Source organism: Kitasatospora sp. NBC_00070 (assembly GCF_045041205.1).
Classification (GTDB): Bacteria; Actinomycetota; Actinomycetes; order Streptomycetales; family Streptomycetaceae; genus Kitasatospora.
The window spans coordinates 4,690,659-4,706,924 of the sequence record NZ_CP108247.1; the positions used below are offsets into that span (position 1 = coordinate 4,690,659).

Genomic DNA, 16,266 nt, shown 5'->3' on the forward strand with positions numbered 1-16,266 from the left:
GCTTCCTTATTGAGGGCGCTCATCCTTGGTCCACTCCGGTACGATGCGTGCCCGGGGTTTGTGGGGGTCAAGTGTCGGGAAATCGACAAAGCGCTGAAGCAATCTCGCCGGGCTTCGGCCCGCCCCGCCAAAACCTGGCCGGGGCAGGTGTACGCGGGTTGCGGGTGATGCGACGATGGACCACATGGGGGATGCCGTAGGGCAGTTGACTCCCTTGGCCATGGGGAGTCGGCACCGACTGATCCGACACGTCCCCGGCGGGTGCCGCAGCACTCGGGGGGAGCAGGAGTCGGCATGAAGCTGATCGGCAGGAACGATCCGGGCAGTGGGGGCAAGGCCGCGGGGGCGGCCGACACCGAGGCGTGGGCGCAGAGCGAGGACACCGGCACGGCCCTGCCCGCGCAGCGGACCGGCGGACTGACCGTCACCCGCGCCGACGCCGGGTACGGCCCCGACAGCCTGGTCCGGGTCTCCGCCCGCGAGTTCGCGCCCGCCGCCGGCAGCTACGCGTCGCAGTCCGCCGATCCCGCACCCGACCGGGACAGCTTCGAGACCGCGCTGGCCGCCCGCGAGCAGGCCGCGCTGGAGTCGAGGCACCGTCAGGCCGCCGACCAGGGCGACCCGAACGCCGCCAGCCAGCTCGGCGCGCTGCTGCTCCGCCGGGGTGACCTGGCCGACGCCGAACCGTACCTGCGCACCGCCGCCGCCGCCGGGCTGCGGGCCGCCGCCAACAACCTTGGCGTGCTGCTGCACCAGCGCGGCCACCGGGCCGAGGCCGCCCAGTGGTGGCGGCAGGCCGCGGTCGCGGGCTCGGCCCCGGCCGCGCACGCGCTCGGTCTGCAGCTGCGCGACCAGGGCGAGGAGGAGGCGGCCGAGTACTGGCTGCACTTCGCCGCCGAGCACGGCCACCCGCTCGGGGCGTACGCCCTGGGCGATCTGATGGAGCATCGGCGCGACGTGCGCGCCGAGCGCTGGTTCAAGGTGTCCGCCGACGCCGGCCACCGGGAGGCCGCGTACCGGCTGGCCCGGATGCGCGAGGCGGCGGGCGACAAGGACACCGCGGAGACCTGGTACCGGACCGCCGCCGCGCGCAGCCACGCCCGCGCGGCGCTGCGGCTCGGGGTGCTGCTGGAGGAGCGGGGCGACCTCGACGAGGCGGCGCGCTGGTACCGGCAGGCGGCGCAGAACGGTGAGCCGCGCGCGGCCTGCGCACTCGGCTTCCTGCTCCGCGACGCGGGCGACCTGGCCGCCGCCGCCGAGTGGTGGCAGGAGGCCGCCGAGGCGGGCGACGGCAACGCCGCCAACGCGCTCGGCGCGCTGCACGCCGGGCGGGGGGAGGCCGTCGACGCCGAGCGCTGGTACCGCGCCGCCCTGGAGGCCGGCGACCAGAACGGCGCGTTCAACCTCGGCCTGCTCTGCGCGAGTGCCGGGCGCGAGGCCCAGGCCGAGCAGTGGTACCGGCGCGCGGCGTACGCCGGGCACCGGGAGGCGTGCAACGCGCTGGCCGTCGTGCTGCTCCAGCGCGGCGACGAGTCGGGCGCCGAGCCGTGGTTCTCCAAGGCCGCCGAGGCCGGCAGCGTGGACGGCGCCTTCAACCTCGGGGTGCTGCACGCCGGGCGCGGCGAGCAGCAGCAGGCGCACGAGTGGTACGCGCGCGCTGCGGCCGAGGGGCACGGCGAGGCCGCGCTGCAGCTGGCGGTCGCCCTGGAGCAGCGTGGGCAGCTGACGGGTGCGCTGGAGCGCTACCGGCAGGCGGCGGCGGGTTCGTCGGCGGAGGGCGCGTTCCGGCTCGCCTCGCTGCTGGACCGGCGCGGTGACGCGGACGCCGAGGCCGAGCACTGGTACGCGGTGGCGGCCGACGCCGGGCACCGCCGGGCCCAGGTCCGGATGGGCGTCCGGGCCGCCGAGCGGGGCGCCCTGGAGATCGCCGAGAGCTGGTACCGGCGCGCGGCCGAGGCCGGCAGCCGGAGCGCCGCGTTCAACCTCGGGCTGCTGTTGGCCCGTCAGGACGACGAGGCGGAGGCGATGGTCTGGTACACCCGCGCCGCCGACGCCGGTCACGGTCGGGCTGCCCTGCGCCTCGCCCTCCTCGCCCTCCGGCGGGGGGAGCCGGTGCAAGCGGAGAACTGGTGCCGCCGCGCCGCCGACCACGGCCCCGCCGAGGTCACCGAACGCGCCTCACGCCTCTTGGGCGCCCTGCACTCCGAACTCAGCGCCTGACGCCGACCTTTGGCAGGTGCTCAGCCGGTTACGGTCCAGGGGCTCGGGGCTCTGCTGTTGTGCGGCTCCGCCGCGTGGGCGACGCCGGCCTTTTTGCAGGTGGCTCACCGGCTACGGTCCAGGGGCTCGGGGCTCTGCTGTTGTGCGGCTCCGCCGCGTGGGCGACGCCGGCCCTTGCAAGGTGATCCGTTCAGGGGTGGTCAGGCACTTTCGCAGTGACCCGCACGCCAGATCTCCTCGCAGTTCCCCGAGCCCCTGACTGTAGATGCCCGAGCGCCTGCCTACGGTGCAGCTGAGTGCCTGCCTAGGTGCAGTCCGGACAGAGGCCCCGGTAGGTGACTTCGGCGCCGGAGATGACAAAGCCGAAGCGTTCCCCTGCCGGGAGGGCGGCGATCAGGTCACCCTGGGGGTGGACGTCGCGGATGGAGCCGCAGCCGGAGCAGATGAGGTGCTGGTGGGCGTGCCGGGCGTTGGGGTCGTAGCGCTTGGCGCGGCCGTCGGTGGCGACCTCCATCACCTCGCCCAGGGAGACCATCTCGCCGAGCGTGTTGTAGACGGTGGCGCGGCTGATCTCGGGCAGCACCGAGACCGCCCGGGCGTGCACCTCGTCGGCGGTGAGGTGGACGTGGTCGCCGTCGAGGACCTCGGCCACGACACGACGCTGCGAGGTGAGACGCCAGCCGCGTCCGCGAAGTCGTTCCAGCAGGTCACTCATGGGGACAGGGTAAGCCACGTTCTCGACTTGGTTCCAGTGTTGACTTAGACAAAGTCCAAGCTAGGATCGAGCCAATACTTAGGCACGGTACGACCGGATGCGCGGAGGCATACCCGACATGACCACCCAGGACGAGCTGCGGCCCACGTTGACGACGGAGGCCGGCGCCCCGGTCGCCGACAACCAGAACACCGAAACCGCGGGCATCGGCGGTCCGGCCCTGATCCAGGATCAGACGCTGTTCGAGAAGCTCGCCCACTTCAACCGGGAGCGCATCCCGGAGCGCGTGGTGCACGCCCGCGGCGCCGCCGCCTACGGCACCTTCACGCTGACGGCGGACGTCTCCGCGTACACCCGGGCCGCGTTCCTGTCCGAGGTCGGCAAGCAGACCGAGACCTTCCTGCGGTTCTCCACCGTGGCGGGCAACCTCGGTTCGGCCGACGCGGTGCGCGACCCGCGCGGCTGGGCGCTGAAGTTCTACACCGAGGAGGGGAACTACGACCTCGTCGGCAACAACACCCCGGTGTTCTTCATCAAGGACGCCATCAAGTTCCCGGACTTCATCCACACCCAGAAGCGCGACCCGTACACCGGCTCGCAGGAGGCGGACAACGTCTGGGACTTCTGGGGCCTCTCGCCCGAGTCGACCCACCAGGTGACCTGGCTGTTCGGTGACCGTGGCATCCCGGCGTCCTACCGCCACATGAACGGCTACGGCAGCCACACGTACCAGTGGCAGAACGAGGCCGGCGAGTACTTCTGGGTGAAGTACCACTTCAAGACCGACCAGGGCATCAAGAACCTGCCGGTGGACGAGGCCAACAAGCTGGCCGGCGAGGACCCGGACAGCCACCAGCGGGACCTGCGCACCTCGATCGAGAACGGCGACTTCCCGACCTGGACGGTGCAGGTGCAGATCATGCCCGCCGCCGACGCCGCGAACTACCGCTTCAACCCGTTCGACCTGACCAAGGTCTGGCCGCACGAGGACTACCCGCCGATCGAGATCGGCAAGCTGGAGCTCAACCGGAACCCCGACAACGTCTTCGCCGAGGTCGAGCAGTCGATCTTCTCCCCGGGGCACTTCGTGCCGGGCATCGGCCCGTCGCCGGACAAGATGCTCCAGGGCCGCCTGTTCGCCTACGCGGACGCGCACCGCTACCGGGTCGGCATCAACGCCGACCACCTGCCGGTGAACCGCCCGCACGCCACCGAGGCGCGCACCAACAGCCGCGACGGCCACCTCTACGACGGCCGCCACGGCCGCTCGAAGAACTACGAGCCGAACAGCTTCGGCGGTGCCGTCGAGACCGGCCGCGCGCTCTGGGCCGCCGTGCCGGTGAACGGTCTGACGGGTAACCACGAGGCGCCCTCGCACAGCGAGGACAACGACTTCGTGCAGGCCGGCAACCTCTACCGGCTGTACTCCGAGGACGAGAAGGCCCGCCTGATCGCCAACCTCGCCGGCTTCATCGCCAAGGTCTCGGCCGACCGCGACGACATCGTCGAGCGCGCGATCAACAACTTCCGCCAGGCCGACGCCGACTACGGTCAGCGCCTGGAGGACGCCGTCCGCGAGCTGCGCAAGCAGAAGTAACGGCACCTCAGACCGCGGGCCCCGGAGACGTCAGTCGTCACCGGGGCCCGCAACCATGGGTCAGAGGCTGAGCTTGCGCAGGGTCTCCTCGTGCAGCAGGCCGTTGGAGGCCACCGCGTCGGCGCCGTTCGGGCCGTCGATGCCGTCCAGACCGGTGAACCGGCCGCCCGCCTCCTGCACCACGATGCACGGCGCGGCCATGTCCCACAGGCTCAGCTCCGGCTCGGCGGCGATGTCCACCGCGCCCTCGGCGAGCATCATGTACGACCAGAAGTCGCCGTACGCGCGGGTGCGCCAGCAGGACCGGGAGAGGTCCAGGAAGGCGTCCAGCCGGGCCCGCTCCTCCCAGCCGGTGAGCGAGGAGTAGGAGAGCGAGGCGTCCTCCAGCCGGGAGACCGAGGAGACGTGGATCCGGCTCGCCTTCGCCAGGCTGCGGCCGGCGTACGCGCCCAGGCCCTTGGCGGCCCACCAGCGGCGGTGCAGGGCCGGGGCCGAGACGATGCCGACCACCGGGTGCTGCTCGCCGTCCGGGCCGACCTCCAGCAGCGAGATCAGGGTGGCCCAGACCGGCACGCCCCGGACGTAGTTCTTGGTCCCGTCGATCGGGTCGACCACCCAGCGGCGCGGGCCCGAGCCCTGCAGGCCGAACTCCTCGCCGAGCACCGCGTCCCGCGGACGGGCCCGCTGGAGCACGCTGCGCACCAGCTCCTCGGCGGCCTTGTCCGCGTCGCTGACCGGGGTCAGGTCGGGCTTGGTCTCGACCTTGAGGTCCAGCGCTTTGAAGCGCTCCATGGTGATCGAGTCGGCCGAGTCGGCGAGGACGTGGGCGAGTCGGAGATCGTCGTGGTAGTCGGCCATGCCCGAACCCTAACGAGCGGCCACGGATCCGGACAGTTCGGCTCGCGAATTGGACAGGCCGTCAGTGCCCGGAGCCGCTCAGCTGGAGCCCGATCACGCCCGCGATCACCAGGCTGATCGAGACCAGTTTGAGGGTGGAGGTGGTCTCGTCCATGAAGACCATCCCGTAGATGGCCGTGCCGGCGGCGCCCAGCCCGGTCCACACCGCGTAGGCCGGGCCCACCGGCAGGGTCTTGAGCGAGAGGGTGAGCAGACCGAAGCTGCTCAGGGCGAAGACGCAGAAACTGACGGTGGGCCAGAGCTTGGTGAAGCCGTCGCTGAGTTTCAGGTTGATCGCGAAACCGGTCTCCAACAGTCCGGCGATGATCACCAGGGCCCATGCCATCGGAGCCGACTCCTGTCCCCTCGGAGGGCCGGACCGACTGGTCCGACCTTCCTATGATCACCGCGCGGGGGCCATCCAACACTTCTGACGGGCCGAAAGACTCCGGTCAGTCACCTTCCCGCGCCTCCTTCGAGGAGAGCAGCCGGCGGAGCGAGTACAGCCGGGCCTGCTCGGCGTGGCCGTCGGCGACCCAGGCGTCCAGGGCGCAGTCCGGCTCGTCGTGGCTGCACGCGCGGGGGCAGCCCTCGGTGCCGGGCTCCAGGTCGGGGAAGGCCAGGATGACCCGGGACGGGTCGATGTGGGAGAGGCCGAACGAGCGGAAGCCGGGCGTGTCGATCACCCAGCCCGGGTCGAGCGCCTTCTTGGAGCCGGGCTTCGCCCCGGGCGGCGGCGGCAGCCGCAGCGCCAGTGCCGAGACGGTGGTGTGCCGCCCCCGGCCGGTGACCGAGTTGACCACGCCGGTGGACCGCTGGTGCAGCGGCACCAGCGCGTTCACCAGGGTGGTCTTGCCGACACCGGAGTGCCCGATGAAGACGGTGGCGAGCCCGCGCAGGTGCTCCCGGACCGCCTCCGCCCCCGCGGTCTCCAGCTCGTCCCGCCGGGTCACCACGTAGTCGATGCCGAGCGGCGCGTACGCCTCCAGCAGCGGCGCCGCCGAGGCCAGGTCGGACTTGGTGAGCACCAGCAGCGGCCGCATCCCGGCGTCGTACGCCGCCACCAGGCAGCGGTCGATCAGCCGGGGCCGGGGCTCCGGGTCGGCCAGCGCGGTGACGATCGCCAGCTGCTGGGCGTTGGCCACCACGATCCGCTCGTACGGGTCGTCGTCGTCGGCGGTGCGGCGCAGCACCGAGCTGCGCTCCTCGACCCGGACGATCCGGGCCAGTGTGTCCGGCTCGCCCGTGAGGTCGCCGACCACGTGCACCACGTCGCCGACCACCACGCCCTTGCGGCCCAGTTCACGCGACTTCATCGCGATCACCTGGCGCTCCTGCTTGGTGCCCGCCTCGACCAGGCAGGTCAGCCGGCCGCGGTCGACGGTCAGGATCATCGCCTCGGCGGCGTCCTCGTGCTTGGGCCTGATCCTGGTCCGCGGCTTGGAGCCCTTGCGGCCCGGGCGGTTGCGGATGTCGTCCTCGTCGGCGTCCTTGCCGTAACGGCGCATGTCCCCGACTCCCCGTCAGCCCTGGCCCAGCAGTTCGGCCCACATCTGCGGGAAGTCCGGGAGGGTCTTGGCGGTGGTCGCCACGTTCTCCACCTCGACCCCGGAGACGGCCAGGCCGATCACCGCGGCGGCGGTGGCCAGCCGGTGGTCCTCGTAGGTGTGGAAGACGCCGCCGTGCAGCGGGCGCGGTCGGATCCGGAGGCCGTCCGCGGTCTCGCTGACGTCGCCGCCGAGCTCGTTGATCTCCTTGGCCAGCGCGGCCAGCCGGTCGGTCTCGTGCAGCCGCAGGTGGGCGATGCCGTACAGGTGCGACTCGGAGTCGGCCAGGGCGGCCACCGCGGCGATCACCGGGGTCAGCTCGCCCACGTCGTGCAGGTCGGCCTCGATCCCGTGGATCTTGCCGGTGCCGGTGAACTCCAGCCCCTCGTCGGTCAGTCGGCAGCTGCCGCCCATCCGGGTGTACAGGTCGCGGAGCTGGTCGCCCGGCTGGTAGGTGTGCCTGGGCCAGTCCCGTACGGTGACCCGGCCGCCGGTGACCAGCGCGGCGGCGAAGAACGGCGCGGCGTTGGAGAGGTCCGGCTCGACCACCAGGTCCCGGCCGAGCAGCGCGCCCGGGGTGACCCGCCAGACGTCCTTCTCGCCGCCGTCCTCCGGCGCGTCCACCTGGACGCCGGCCTTGCGGAGCATGTCGACCGTCATCCGGATGTGCGGGAGGGAGGGGACGGAGCCGCCGATGTTCCGGATCTCCACCCCGTTGTTGTAGCGGGCGCCGGAGAGCAGCAGCGCGCTGACGAACTGTGAGGAGGAGGACGCGTCCAGCTCGACCGGGCCGCCGTCCAGGGCGCCGGTGCCGTGCACGGTGAGCGGGAAGCCGCCGCGACCGCCGTCGTCGATCCGGGCGCCGAGGGCGCGCAGCGCGTCGATCACGCCGTGCTGGGGCCGCTCGTGGCTGCGCGGGTCGCCGTCGAAGTGCACCGGGCCGTCGGCGAGGGCGGCCAGCGGGGGGAGGAAGCGCATCACGGTGCCCGCGTTGCCGACGTCCACCTGGGCCGGGCCGCGGAGCTGGCCGGCCGGGATGACCCGCCACGCCTCGCCGCCGCCGGTGCCGCCGCTGGCGTTGTTGACGGTCTCCTCGATGCCGACGCCCAGCGCACGCAGGCCGTCGGCCATCAGCTGGGAGTCCCGGCTGCGGAGCGGCCGGCGGACCCAGCCCGGGCCGTCGGCCAGTGCGGCCAGCACCAGCGCACGGTTGGTCGCCGACTTCGATCCGGGGATGGTGACGGTGGCGTCGACGGCGCCGGTCGCAACGGGGGCGGGCCACAGGGCTTCGGTCATGGCCTCAGTCTAGGGGCCCTCGCTGTACGCACCGCTGGACGGCACTTGCTGTGCTCTTGGCAGGCGCTCAGCCGCCTACGGCGCCAGGGGCTCGGGGAACTGCGAGGAGGTCTGGCGTGCGGGTCACTGCGAAAGTGCCTGACCACGCACGGACGGATCACCTGTTCCGAGGCCGGCGTCGCAGTTCCCCGAGCCCCTGACTCCGTAGCGGGCTGAGCACCTGCCAAAAGGTCGGTGTCGCCCGCGCGGCGGAGCCGCACAACAGCAGAGCCCCGAGCCCCTGACTCCGTAGCGGGCTGAGCACCTGCCAAAAGGTCGGTGTCGCCCGCGCGGCGGAGCCGCACAACAGCAGAGCCCCGAGCCCCTGACCGTAGATGCCTAGGCGAGGAGCCAGGTGCCGCCGAGGGCGAGGGAGGCGAGGGCGACCAGGAGGAAGAGGCCGACCCAGAAGAGGGGGCCGATGCGGGTGAGGCGGGCGAGCTGGTCGGCGTCGGTGCTGCGGGCACCCTCGCGGCGCCGCTTGCCCTGCAGCTCCAGCACCGGTCGGACACCCGCGAGCAGCAGGAACCAGACGCCCACGTAGGCGAAGCCGGCCTGGAGCTGGCTGCTGCCGTACCAGGAGATCAGGAAGAACGCGGCGCCGGTGACCACCACGGAGAGCAGGCCGAAGGCGTTCCGGATCATCACCAGCAGGCCGGCCAGCAGCACGATGGCGATCCAGAGCAGCTGGGTGACGTGCTGCCCGGCCAGCAGGGCGGCCCCGCCGAGGCCGAGCAGTGACGGGGCGGTGTACCCGGCCGCCGCGGTGAGGATCATGCCGGGGCCGGTGGGCGGTCCGGAGGAGATGGTCAGGCCGGAGGTGTCGGAGTGCAGGCGGATGCCGGAGAGCCGACGGTTGGTCAGCAGCGCGACCAGTCCGTGGCCGCCCTCGTGGGCGATGGTCACCACGTTGCGGCTGAGCCGCCAGACCGGGTGCGGCAGGATCGCCACCAGGGCGACCGCCGCACTGCCGAGCACCAGCCAGTGCGGTGGCCCCGGCTGGGTGGCGGTGACGGTGTCCCACAGTCCCGCGAAGTCCATTCCGTACCTCCTCGCCGCGTTCGAACCAGCACCCTCCCATGCCAGGACGGCGGGAGGGAACCGCCCGGTTCTCCGGACCGGTCGGGAGGGCCGTGGCAAGCTGATCACCATGTGCGGACGTTTCGCCTCCACCACCGTGCCCCAGGACCTGGTCGAGGTCTTCGGGGTCGAGCAGTGGGACCCGACGGAGACCCTGGCGCCGAGCTGGAACGTGGCGCCGACCGACCCGGCCTTCGTGGTGCTCGACCGGGCGCCGAAGGGCGGCGGGGCGCCGGTCCGGCAGCTGCGGGTGCTGCGCTGGGGGTTGGTGCCGGCCTGGTCGAAGTCGCCGGAGAGCGCGGTGAAGATGATCAACGCCAGGGCGGACACCGTGCACGAGAAGCCCTCCTACCGACAGGCGTTCGCGTCCCGGCGCTGCCTGCTGCCGGTGGACGGCTACTACGAGTGGGAGACCATACCCGGGGAGAAGGGCAAGCCGCGCAAGCAGCCGTACTTCGTGCACCGGGCCGACGGCACCGCCCTGGCCCTGGCCGGGCTGTACGAGTTCTGGCGGGACCGCCGGTTCCCGGCCGAGCACCCCGAGGCGTGGCTGGTCACCTGCACGGTGGTCACCACCGACGCCGAGCCCGCGCTGGCCCCGATCCACCACCGGATGCCGCTGTTCCTCGACCCGTCGGCCTTCGACGCCTGGCTCGACCCGGCGCGGGCCGACCCGGACGAGCTGCGCGGCCTGCTGGTCCCGCCGCCGCCCGGCGCGCTGCTGGCCCGGCCGATCGGCCCGGCGGTCGGCAACATCCGCAACAACAGCCCTGCCCTGCTGCGCCCGCTCAGCGAGATCGAGCCGGACGACAGCACCCTCTTCTGACGGAGCGCCATGCTTGTCCCCACCCCGGTCGGCGACGCCCGGATCACCCGTTTCCCCGCCGACGGAAAGGCCCGGGCCCTGCTGGCGCTCGGTCACGGCGCGGGCGGCGGGGTCGACGCCCGTGACCTGCAGGCACTGGCCGCCGCGCTGCCCGCGCGCGGGATCACCGTGGCGCTGGTCGACCAGCCCTGGCGGGTGGCCGGGAAGAAGATCGGTCCGGTCCCGAAGACGCTGGACGCGGCCTGGCTGCCGGTGCTGGCCGAACTGGCCCGTTCGGGGCTCCCGTTGGTGGCCGGCGGCCGCAGTGCGGGGGCCCGGGTGGCCTGCCGGACGGCCGGGCAGGTCGGCGCCGTCGGCGTGCTCGCGCTGGCCTTCCCGCTGCACCCGCCGGGCCGGCCGGAGCGCAGCCGGGCGGAGGAACTGCTCGGCACCGGCTGCCCGACCCTGGTGGTGCAGGCCGGGCAGGACACGTTCGGCACCCCCGAGGAGTTCCCCGAACTCCCGGCCGGCCACCGCCTGGTGGCGGTCCCGTACGGCAGTCACGGCTTCGCGGTGCCCAAGCGGGCCCCGCTGGACCAGGACGCGGCGCTGGAGCTGATCACCACGGCGGTCGGCGACTGGGTCCTCGGGCTCTGACCGGACCTTCCGACCACCGGAGGAGCCCGCCGGGAATGCCTCGCCGCCCGGCCGGGTTTACACCTGACGTCAGCAAGGTGACCGGTAGGAAGGCAGGGCAGATGGGTTCGATCGCGTGCCCCGAACGGCCGGACGAGCGGGCGGCGGCCAACGCCGCGGTGCCCGACTGGTCCGAGTGGCTGGTCGCGGGCGAGAAGCCCGTCAGCCCGATATCCTCGCTGTCGGGTCGGCCCACTCAGGTGCCGGCTCGTGAAGCCGAGGAGGTGGGTCCGGTCGTCGGAGCGGAGCACGAGGCCGAGCCGGTCGAGACGGAGCCGGGCAGCGAGATGCTGACCGGTGACGAGCTGGCCGAGGCGATCGGTGAGGACACCTTCCGGGTGTCGGCCGACGAGACCGAGGACGCCAGGCGCGACCGCTTCGAGCGGGACGCCCTGGGTTACCTGGACCAGATGTACTCGGCCGCACTGCGGATGACCCGCAATCCGGCCGATGCCGAGGACCTGCTCCAGGAGGCCTTCGCCAAGGCGTACGCCTCGTTCCACCAGTTCCGCGAGGGCACCAACCTCAAGGCCTGGCTGTACCGGATTCTGACCAACACCTTCATCAACTCGTACCGGAAGAAGCAGCGGGAGCCCCAGCGCACCGCCGCCGAGGAGATCGAGGACTGGCAGCTGGCCCGCGCCGAGTCGCACATGTCGACCGGCCTGCGGTCGGCCGAGACCCAGGCGCTCGACCACCTGCCGGACAGCGACGTGAAGGACGCCCTGCAGGCGATCCCGGAGGAGTTCCGCATCGCGGTCTATCTGGCGGACGTCGAGGGCTTTGCGTACAAGGAGATCGCGGACATCATGGGTACTCCCATCGGCACGGTGATGTCCCGACTGCACCGTGGCCGCCGTCAGCTGCGCGGCATGCTGGAGGACTACGCCCGTGAGCGCGGGCTCGTCCCGGCCGGCAGCGGGGCAGGGCAGGAAGCGAAGGGCTCGGGCTCATGAGCTGCGGCGATCCGCACGACACCGACTGTGGAGAGGTGCTCGACCACCTCTACGAGCTGCTCGACAACGAGATGGCCGAGGGCGACTGCGCCAAGCTGAAGGTGCACTTCGAGGAGTGCTCCCCCTGCCTGGCGGAGTACGGCCTGGAGCAGGCGATCAAGGCGCTGGTGAAGCGCTCCTGCAGCAGCGAGCACTCCCCGGCCGACCTGCGCGGCAAGGTGCTGGCCCGGATCGACTCGATCCGGGCGGGGCAGCGGGCCGGCGAGTCGCTGACGGTGGCCGAGGCCGCCGAGTAGGTCCCCCGACGGTCGGCGGTGCCGGCCTCCGGGCTGGTTCGTCGTCCGCCGGTCCTCACTCGTTCGAGTGAGTTGACACTGCGCCGACCGGGGCATTCCGTGATCGGGCGTCCGCTCCGCCGGGCCGGGCCCTATTCTCCTGACGAGCACTCAGCCCTTGGGTGCCCGAGGGGAACTGCGGCCGTGGCGGGGAGGCGGAGATCGCTGACGAGGACCAGGGCCCGGCGTTGCCGGGAGCGGCGCTGCGGTACGGCGCCGTGGTGCTGCTGGGCGCGGTCGGGGCCCTGCTGCCGCTGGTGCTGCCAGGCCCCGACTGGCTGACCGGTCCGGTGGACTGGCCCCGGGTCGGGCTGCTGGCCGTGCTGAACGTCTGCTGGGGCGCGCTCGCTCAGGGCGGTCCGACCCCGTGCCTGCGGCTGCTGCGGGCGGCGCTGCGCGGGCGGCAGCGGCCGGCCGCGCCGCCACCGGCCCCGGAGCGGGCCGGGCCCGCGTTCCTGCCGGTGCTGTTCGCCGGGGTGCTGATGCTGCCGCCGGCCGCCGCCGCGCTGGTCGCGCTGCCCGCCGCGCTGACCGCTCCGGCCGTCGCGCACCGGGCCGCCCGCCGGGTCTGGAACGCCGCCCAGCTGGCGCTGTCCGCGTTCGCCGCCGCCGTGCTGTTCCGGCTGCTGCCCGGGCCCGAGCTGCTGCTCGGCTCGCGCTTCCCGGTCGCCGTGCTGCCCGCGCTGGCGGCCGTGCTGGCGTTCTGCCTGGTCAACTCCGCCCTGGTGGGCGGGATGCGGCGGCTGGCCGACCCCGGCCGGCCGGGCGTCCCGCTGGCCGGTGCCGTGCTGCCCGCCCTGCTGCACGGGGCCGGCGGGCTGATGGTCGCGGTGCTCTGGCAGGGCCCGTACGGCGCCTTCGCGGCGGTGCTGGCGCTGCTGCCGTTCTCCATCTCGGCCTGGGTCTCCGCGCAGGGGCACCGGGAGCGGACGGCCCATCAGGCCACCGTCCAGGCCCTGGTGCAGGCGGTGGAGATCAAGGACGCGTACACCCGGGGGCACAGCGAGCGGGTCGGCCGGGCCGCCGTGCTGATCGCCCGTCAGCTGGGCATGGCGGAGGACCGGCTGCGCACCCTGCACTTCGCGGGCACCCTGCACGACGTGGGCAAGCTCGGGGTGGCCACCGAGCTGCTGCGGCGGAACGGGCCGCTGACCGAGGCCGAGCGGCGGGCGGTCGAGGTGCACCCGGTGTTCGGGTTCGAGCTGGTCCGTGGCATCGACTTCCTCGGCGAGGCCAGGGACGGCATCCTGCACCACCACGAGCGGCTGGACGGGCGCGGCTACCCGAAGGGGCTGGCGGGGGAGCGGATCCCGGAGTTCGCCCGGATCATCTCGGTCGCGGACGCCTTCGACTCGATGACCTCCACCCGCTCCTACCGGCGGGGCCGGCCGGTGGCCGAGGCGGTGACCGAGCTGCAGCGCTGCGCGGGCAGCCAGTTCGACCCGGCGATGGTCCGGGCGCTGGTCGAGGCGGTCCGGCTGCACGGCTGGGAGCCCGCGCTGCCGCCGCCGGGCGGCTGGGCCGGCGAGGTCCCGGACATCCCGCTCGGGGTGCCCGAACCGGCCCGGCGACCGGCCGGCGACCTGCTGCCGGGTGCGCCGTGACCACGGCGCTCCGGGCCACCGCGGCCCTGCTCCTGCTGCTGGCCTGCGCCGACGCGCTCTCGCACGGTATCTCCGCCCCGCTGGTGGCGGCCGCCTTCGCGGCGGTGATCGCGGTCGGCGAGCGGGTCCGGGTCACCCTCCCGGGCGACCGCGAGCAGGCCCCGATCGGCACCGCCGTCGCGCTGGCGTACGCGCTGCTCGGGCCGCTGCACGGGCTGCCCACCACGCACGGGGTCGCGCAGGTGGTGGCGGTGGCCGGGATCGGCACGCTGGCCGGGCTGGCGCCGCTGCGCGGGCACCGCAGGCACCGGCACCGGCGGTGCGGTCCTGAGCCGGGGCGGCTGGACGGGGCGGTCCGGCGGCTGCTCACGGTGGGCTTCGCGGCACTGCTGTTCCAGCCGCTCTACAACAGCGGCGCGCTGGACCTGCTGCCGCCGGCCGGGCCGATGTACGGGGCCTTCCTGACCGGGGTGGCGGCGCTGGCGGCGCTCTGCGACGCGACCCTGGCGGCGGTCCAGCGGCGGGCCAGGACGGGCCTGCGGTTCGCCGCCGCGCTGGAGGACGAGCTGCGCTCGCTGCTCGGGATCGGCTCGGCGATCGTCGCCACCGGGATGCTGATCAGCCTGCTGGCGGGGGAGGTGGGGCTGTGGGCGCTGCCGCTGTTCTGCGCCCCGCTGCTGCTGGCGCAGGCCGCGTTCCGGCGGGCGGCGGCGGTCCGGGCCACCACCGGGCAGACCATCGAGACGCTGGCCAGGGCCACCGAGGTGGCCGGCTACACCCCGCCGGGCCACGCCCGCCGGGTGGCCGACACCGCCTGCGCGCTCGGCCGCGAGCTGGGGCTCGGCAGCCGGGACCTCGCCCTGCTGGAGTACGCCGCGCTGATGCACGACATCGGCCAGCTCTCGCTGGTGGAGCCGGTGCCGGACGGGGCCACCGCCCTGTTGCCCCAGCCGGAGCAGCAGCGGATCGCCCGGCTCGGCAGCGAGGTGATCAGCCGGACCGGGGTGCCCCGGCAGGTGGCCGGACAGGTGGCCAGACTGGCCGATCCCTGCCAGGGTCCGGACGGCGGCGCCGACCGGACCCTGCCACTGGCGGCCCGGATCATCCGGGTGGCGAACGCTTTTGACGACCTGTCGGCCGCCGCCCGCCGCCGGGGCCTGACCGAACCGGCCGGGCGGCAGGAGGTGTTCGAACAGCTCCGGGCCGAGCGCGGCCGGCTCTACGACGCCCGGGTGGTCGACGCACTGGCCCGATCCGCCACGGTCGTCGGCCGACCTGACTGAACCCGGTCGGTCCCGGGTGCGAGGAGCGCGGCCGACGGGCGGCGTGGTTGGATGCCGTCATAGCGTGGAAAAGCCGGGGAAGAGGCCCCCGGCGGACCGGGTAGGGCACACCGGCGGACGACTACGGCAGGGACGGAACGTGAGGATCTTCCACCGCACACGACACCGCCCGTCGGCGACCTGGCGGCAGACCACCGACCGGGCGTTCACCCTGATCGGTGACGGCCGCTACGAGGACGCCGGGCCGCTGCTGGTGATGGCCGCCGACCTGGAGCCCTGGCTGTCCGACTCCTGGTTCAACCTCGCCCTGCTGCACAAGTTCCGCCGGGACTGGGACCAGGCCAGAGCCGCCGGTCTGCGGGCGGTCGCGCTGCTGGACCGCGAGCAGGGCGCGCCGGACTGGTGGAACCTCGGCATCACCGCGACCGCGCTGCAGGACTGGCCGCTGGCCCGGCGGGCCTGGCAGGCGTACGGCCTGCGGCTGCCCGGTGGGGCCCAGGACGGCACCGTCCAGCTCGACCTGGGCACCACGCCGGTGCGGCTCTCCCCGGAGGGCGAGGCCGAGGTGGTCTGGGGCCGGCGGCTGGACCCGGCCCGGATCGAGGTGCTGTCCATCCCGCTGCCCTCCTCGGGCCGCCGCTGGGGCGAGGTGGTGCTGCACGACGGCGCCCCGCACGGTGAGCGGGTCGCGGACGGGGTGGCGTACCCGGTCTTCGACGAGATCGAGCTCTGGGCGCCCTCCCCGGTGCCGACCTACGTGGTGCTGCTGCAGGCGGCCACCGCCGCCGACCGGGACGCGCTGGAGCGGCTGGTGGCCGACGCGGGGTACGCGGCCGAGGACTGGACCTCCTCGGTCCGGCTGCTCTGCCGGGCCTGCTCGGAGAGCCGGATGGCGGCGGACGACGGCCGGACGGTGCACCACGACCCGCACGACGACGGTGACGCCGCCCACCCGGGCCACCTCAGCCACCTGAGCCAGGCGGGCTCCGGGCTGTCCTGGCTGGCCGAGCGGGAGTGCGGGATCGCCGCCCCGGCCCGGCTGGTCGGCTCGCTGCTGGACCACTGGGTGGCCGCCTCGCCCGCCACCCGGGCCTACCGGGACCTCGAAGAGGTCTGCTGAGTAAGGGCCGGTGAGCCACCGGGCGCCGTACTCTTTACCCGGTAGATCTCCGGCAGACCCAGAAAGCGGAAGCAAC

Annotated in this window: 15 protein-coding genes; 9 read left to right on the top strand and 6 right to left on the bottom strand. The window is 73.5% G+C overall.

Annotated elements, in window-relative coordinates:
* Nucleotides 1–294: 294 nt before the first annotated feature.
* The gene (locus OHV05_RS21660; RefSeq protein WP_405019142.1) at nucleotides 295–2,220 is read left to right on the top strand and encodes a tetratricopeptide repeat protein; all 1,926 of its coding nucleotides are present in this window, start codon (nucleotides 295–297) and stop codon (nucleotides 2,218–2,220) included.
* Nucleotides 2,221–2,524: 304 nt separating this feature from the next.
* On the opposite strand, the gene OHV05_RS21665 is transcribed toward OHV05_RS21660, so the two are convergent.
* Complete coding sequence (locus OHV05_RS21665) at nucleotides 2,525–2,935, bottom strand: Fur family transcriptional regulator (protein ID WP_403034730.1); 411 nt, start codon at nucleotides 2,933–2,935, stop codon at nucleotides 2,525–2,527.
* Between the two features lie 118 nt (nucleotides 2,936–3,053).
* On the opposite strand from OHV05_RS21665, the gene OHV05_RS21670 reads away from it, so the two are divergent.
* Nucleotides 3,054–4,532 (top strand): catalase, encoded by a 1,479-nt coding sequence (locus OHV05_RS21670; RefSeq protein ID WP_405019143.1) that lies wholly within the window; start codon nucleotides 3,054–3,056, stop codon nucleotides 4,530–4,532.
* Between the two features lie 60 nt (nucleotides 4,533–4,592).
* Here OHV05_RS21670 and hisN read toward each other — a convergent pair whose 3' ends face one another.
* From hisN to OHV05_RS21695, 5 genes are all read right to left on the bottom strand, one after another.
* Nucleotides 4,593–5,390 (bottom strand): histidinol-phosphatase, encoded by a 798-nt coding sequence (hisN, locus tag OHV05_RS21675; protein ID WP_405019144.1) that lies wholly within the window; start codon nucleotides 5,388–5,390, stop codon nucleotides 4,593–4,595.
* A gap of 61 nt (nucleotides 5,391–5,451) precedes the next feature.
* Nucleotides 5,452–5,775 carry a DMT family transporter gene (locus OHV05_RS21680; RefSeq protein ID WP_405019145.1) on the bottom strand — a complete coding sequence of 108 codons (324 nt, stop codon included), beginning with the start codon at nucleotides 5,773–5,775 and terminating at the stop codon, nucleotides 5,452–5,454.
* Between the two features lie 106 nt (nucleotides 5,776–5,881).
* Nucleotides 5,882–6,937, bottom strand: coding sequence for a ribosome small subunit-dependent GTPase A (gene rsgA / locus OHV05_RS21685; protein WP_405019146.1), 1,056 nt, complete (start codon nucleotides 6,935–6,937; stop codon nucleotides 5,882–5,884).
* A 15-nt stretch (nucleotides 6,938–6,952) separates the two neighbouring features.
* The gene (gene aroA / locus OHV05_RS21690; protein WP_405019147.1) at nucleotides 6,953–8,272 is read right to left on the bottom strand and encodes a 3-phosphoshikimate 1-carboxyvinyltransferase; all 1,320 of its coding nucleotides are present in this window, start codon (nucleotides 8,270–8,272) and stop codon (nucleotides 6,953–6,955) included.
* Between the two features lie 378 nt (nucleotides 8,273–8,650).
* Nucleotides 8,651–9,352, bottom strand: a complete 702-nt coding sequence (locus OHV05_RS21695) for a M50 family metallopeptidase (protein WP_403034747.1) — start codon at nucleotides 9,350–9,352, stop codon at nucleotides 8,651–8,653.
* A 109-nt stretch (nucleotides 9,353–9,461) separates the two neighbouring features.
* Here OHV05_RS21695 and OHV05_RS21700 point away from each other — a divergent pair, with 109 nt between their 5' ends.
* The 7 genes from OHV05_RS21700 (at nucleotide 9,462) to OHV05_RS21730 (ending at nucleotide 16,190) form a co-directional block, all read left to right on the top strand.
* The gene (locus tag OHV05_RS21700; RefSeq protein WP_405019148.1) at nucleotides 9,462–10,217 is read left to right on the top strand and encodes an SOS response-associated peptidase; all 756 of its coding nucleotides are present in this window, start codon (nucleotides 9,462–9,464) and stop codon (nucleotides 10,215–10,217) included.
* Nucleotides 10,218–10,226: 9 nt separating this feature from the next.
* Entirely contained in the window at nucleotides 10,227–10,853 is a 627-nt protein-coding gene (locus OHV05_RS21705) for an alpha/beta family hydrolase (RefSeq protein ID WP_405019149.1), read from the top strand.
* Nucleotides 10,854–11,116: 263 nt separating this feature from the next.
* Entirely contained in the window at nucleotides 11,117–11,848 is a 732-nt protein-coding gene (locus OHV05_RS21710) for a sigma-70 family RNA polymerase sigma factor (protein WP_405021513.1), read from the top strand.
* Nucleotides 11,845–12,144, top strand: coding sequence for a mycothiol system anti-sigma-R factor (gene rsrA, locus OHV05_RS21715; RefSeq protein WP_057227022.1), 300 nt, complete (start codon nucleotides 11,845–11,847; stop codon nucleotides 12,142–12,144). Before OHV05_RS21710 ends, rsrA begins: the two co-directional genes overlap by 4 nt.
* Before the next feature lie 161 nt (nucleotides 12,145–12,305).
* A complete protein-coding gene (locus OHV05_RS21720) occupies nucleotides 12,306–13,787 on the top strand; it encodes an HD-GYP domain-containing protein (RefSeq protein WP_405019150.1) in 1,482 nt (493 codons plus the stop codon).
* Nucleotides 13,784–15,070 carry an HD-GYP domain-containing protein gene (locus tag OHV05_RS21725; RefSeq protein WP_405019151.1) on the top strand — a complete coding sequence of 429 codons (1,287 nt, stop codon included), beginning with the start codon at nucleotides 13,784–13,786 and terminating at the stop codon, nucleotides 15,068–15,070. Before OHV05_RS21720 ends, OHV05_RS21725 begins: the two co-directional genes overlap by 4 nt.
* Nucleotides 15,071–15,209: 139 nt before the next feature.
* Nucleotides 15,210–16,190: a tetratricopeptide repeat protein gene (locus OHV05_RS21730; protein WP_405019152.1), complete on the top strand. Its 981-nt coding sequence runs from the start codon at nucleotides 15,210–15,212 to the stop codon at nucleotides 16,188–16,190.
* The last annotated feature ends 76 nt before the right edge of the window (nucleotides 16,191–16,266 follow it).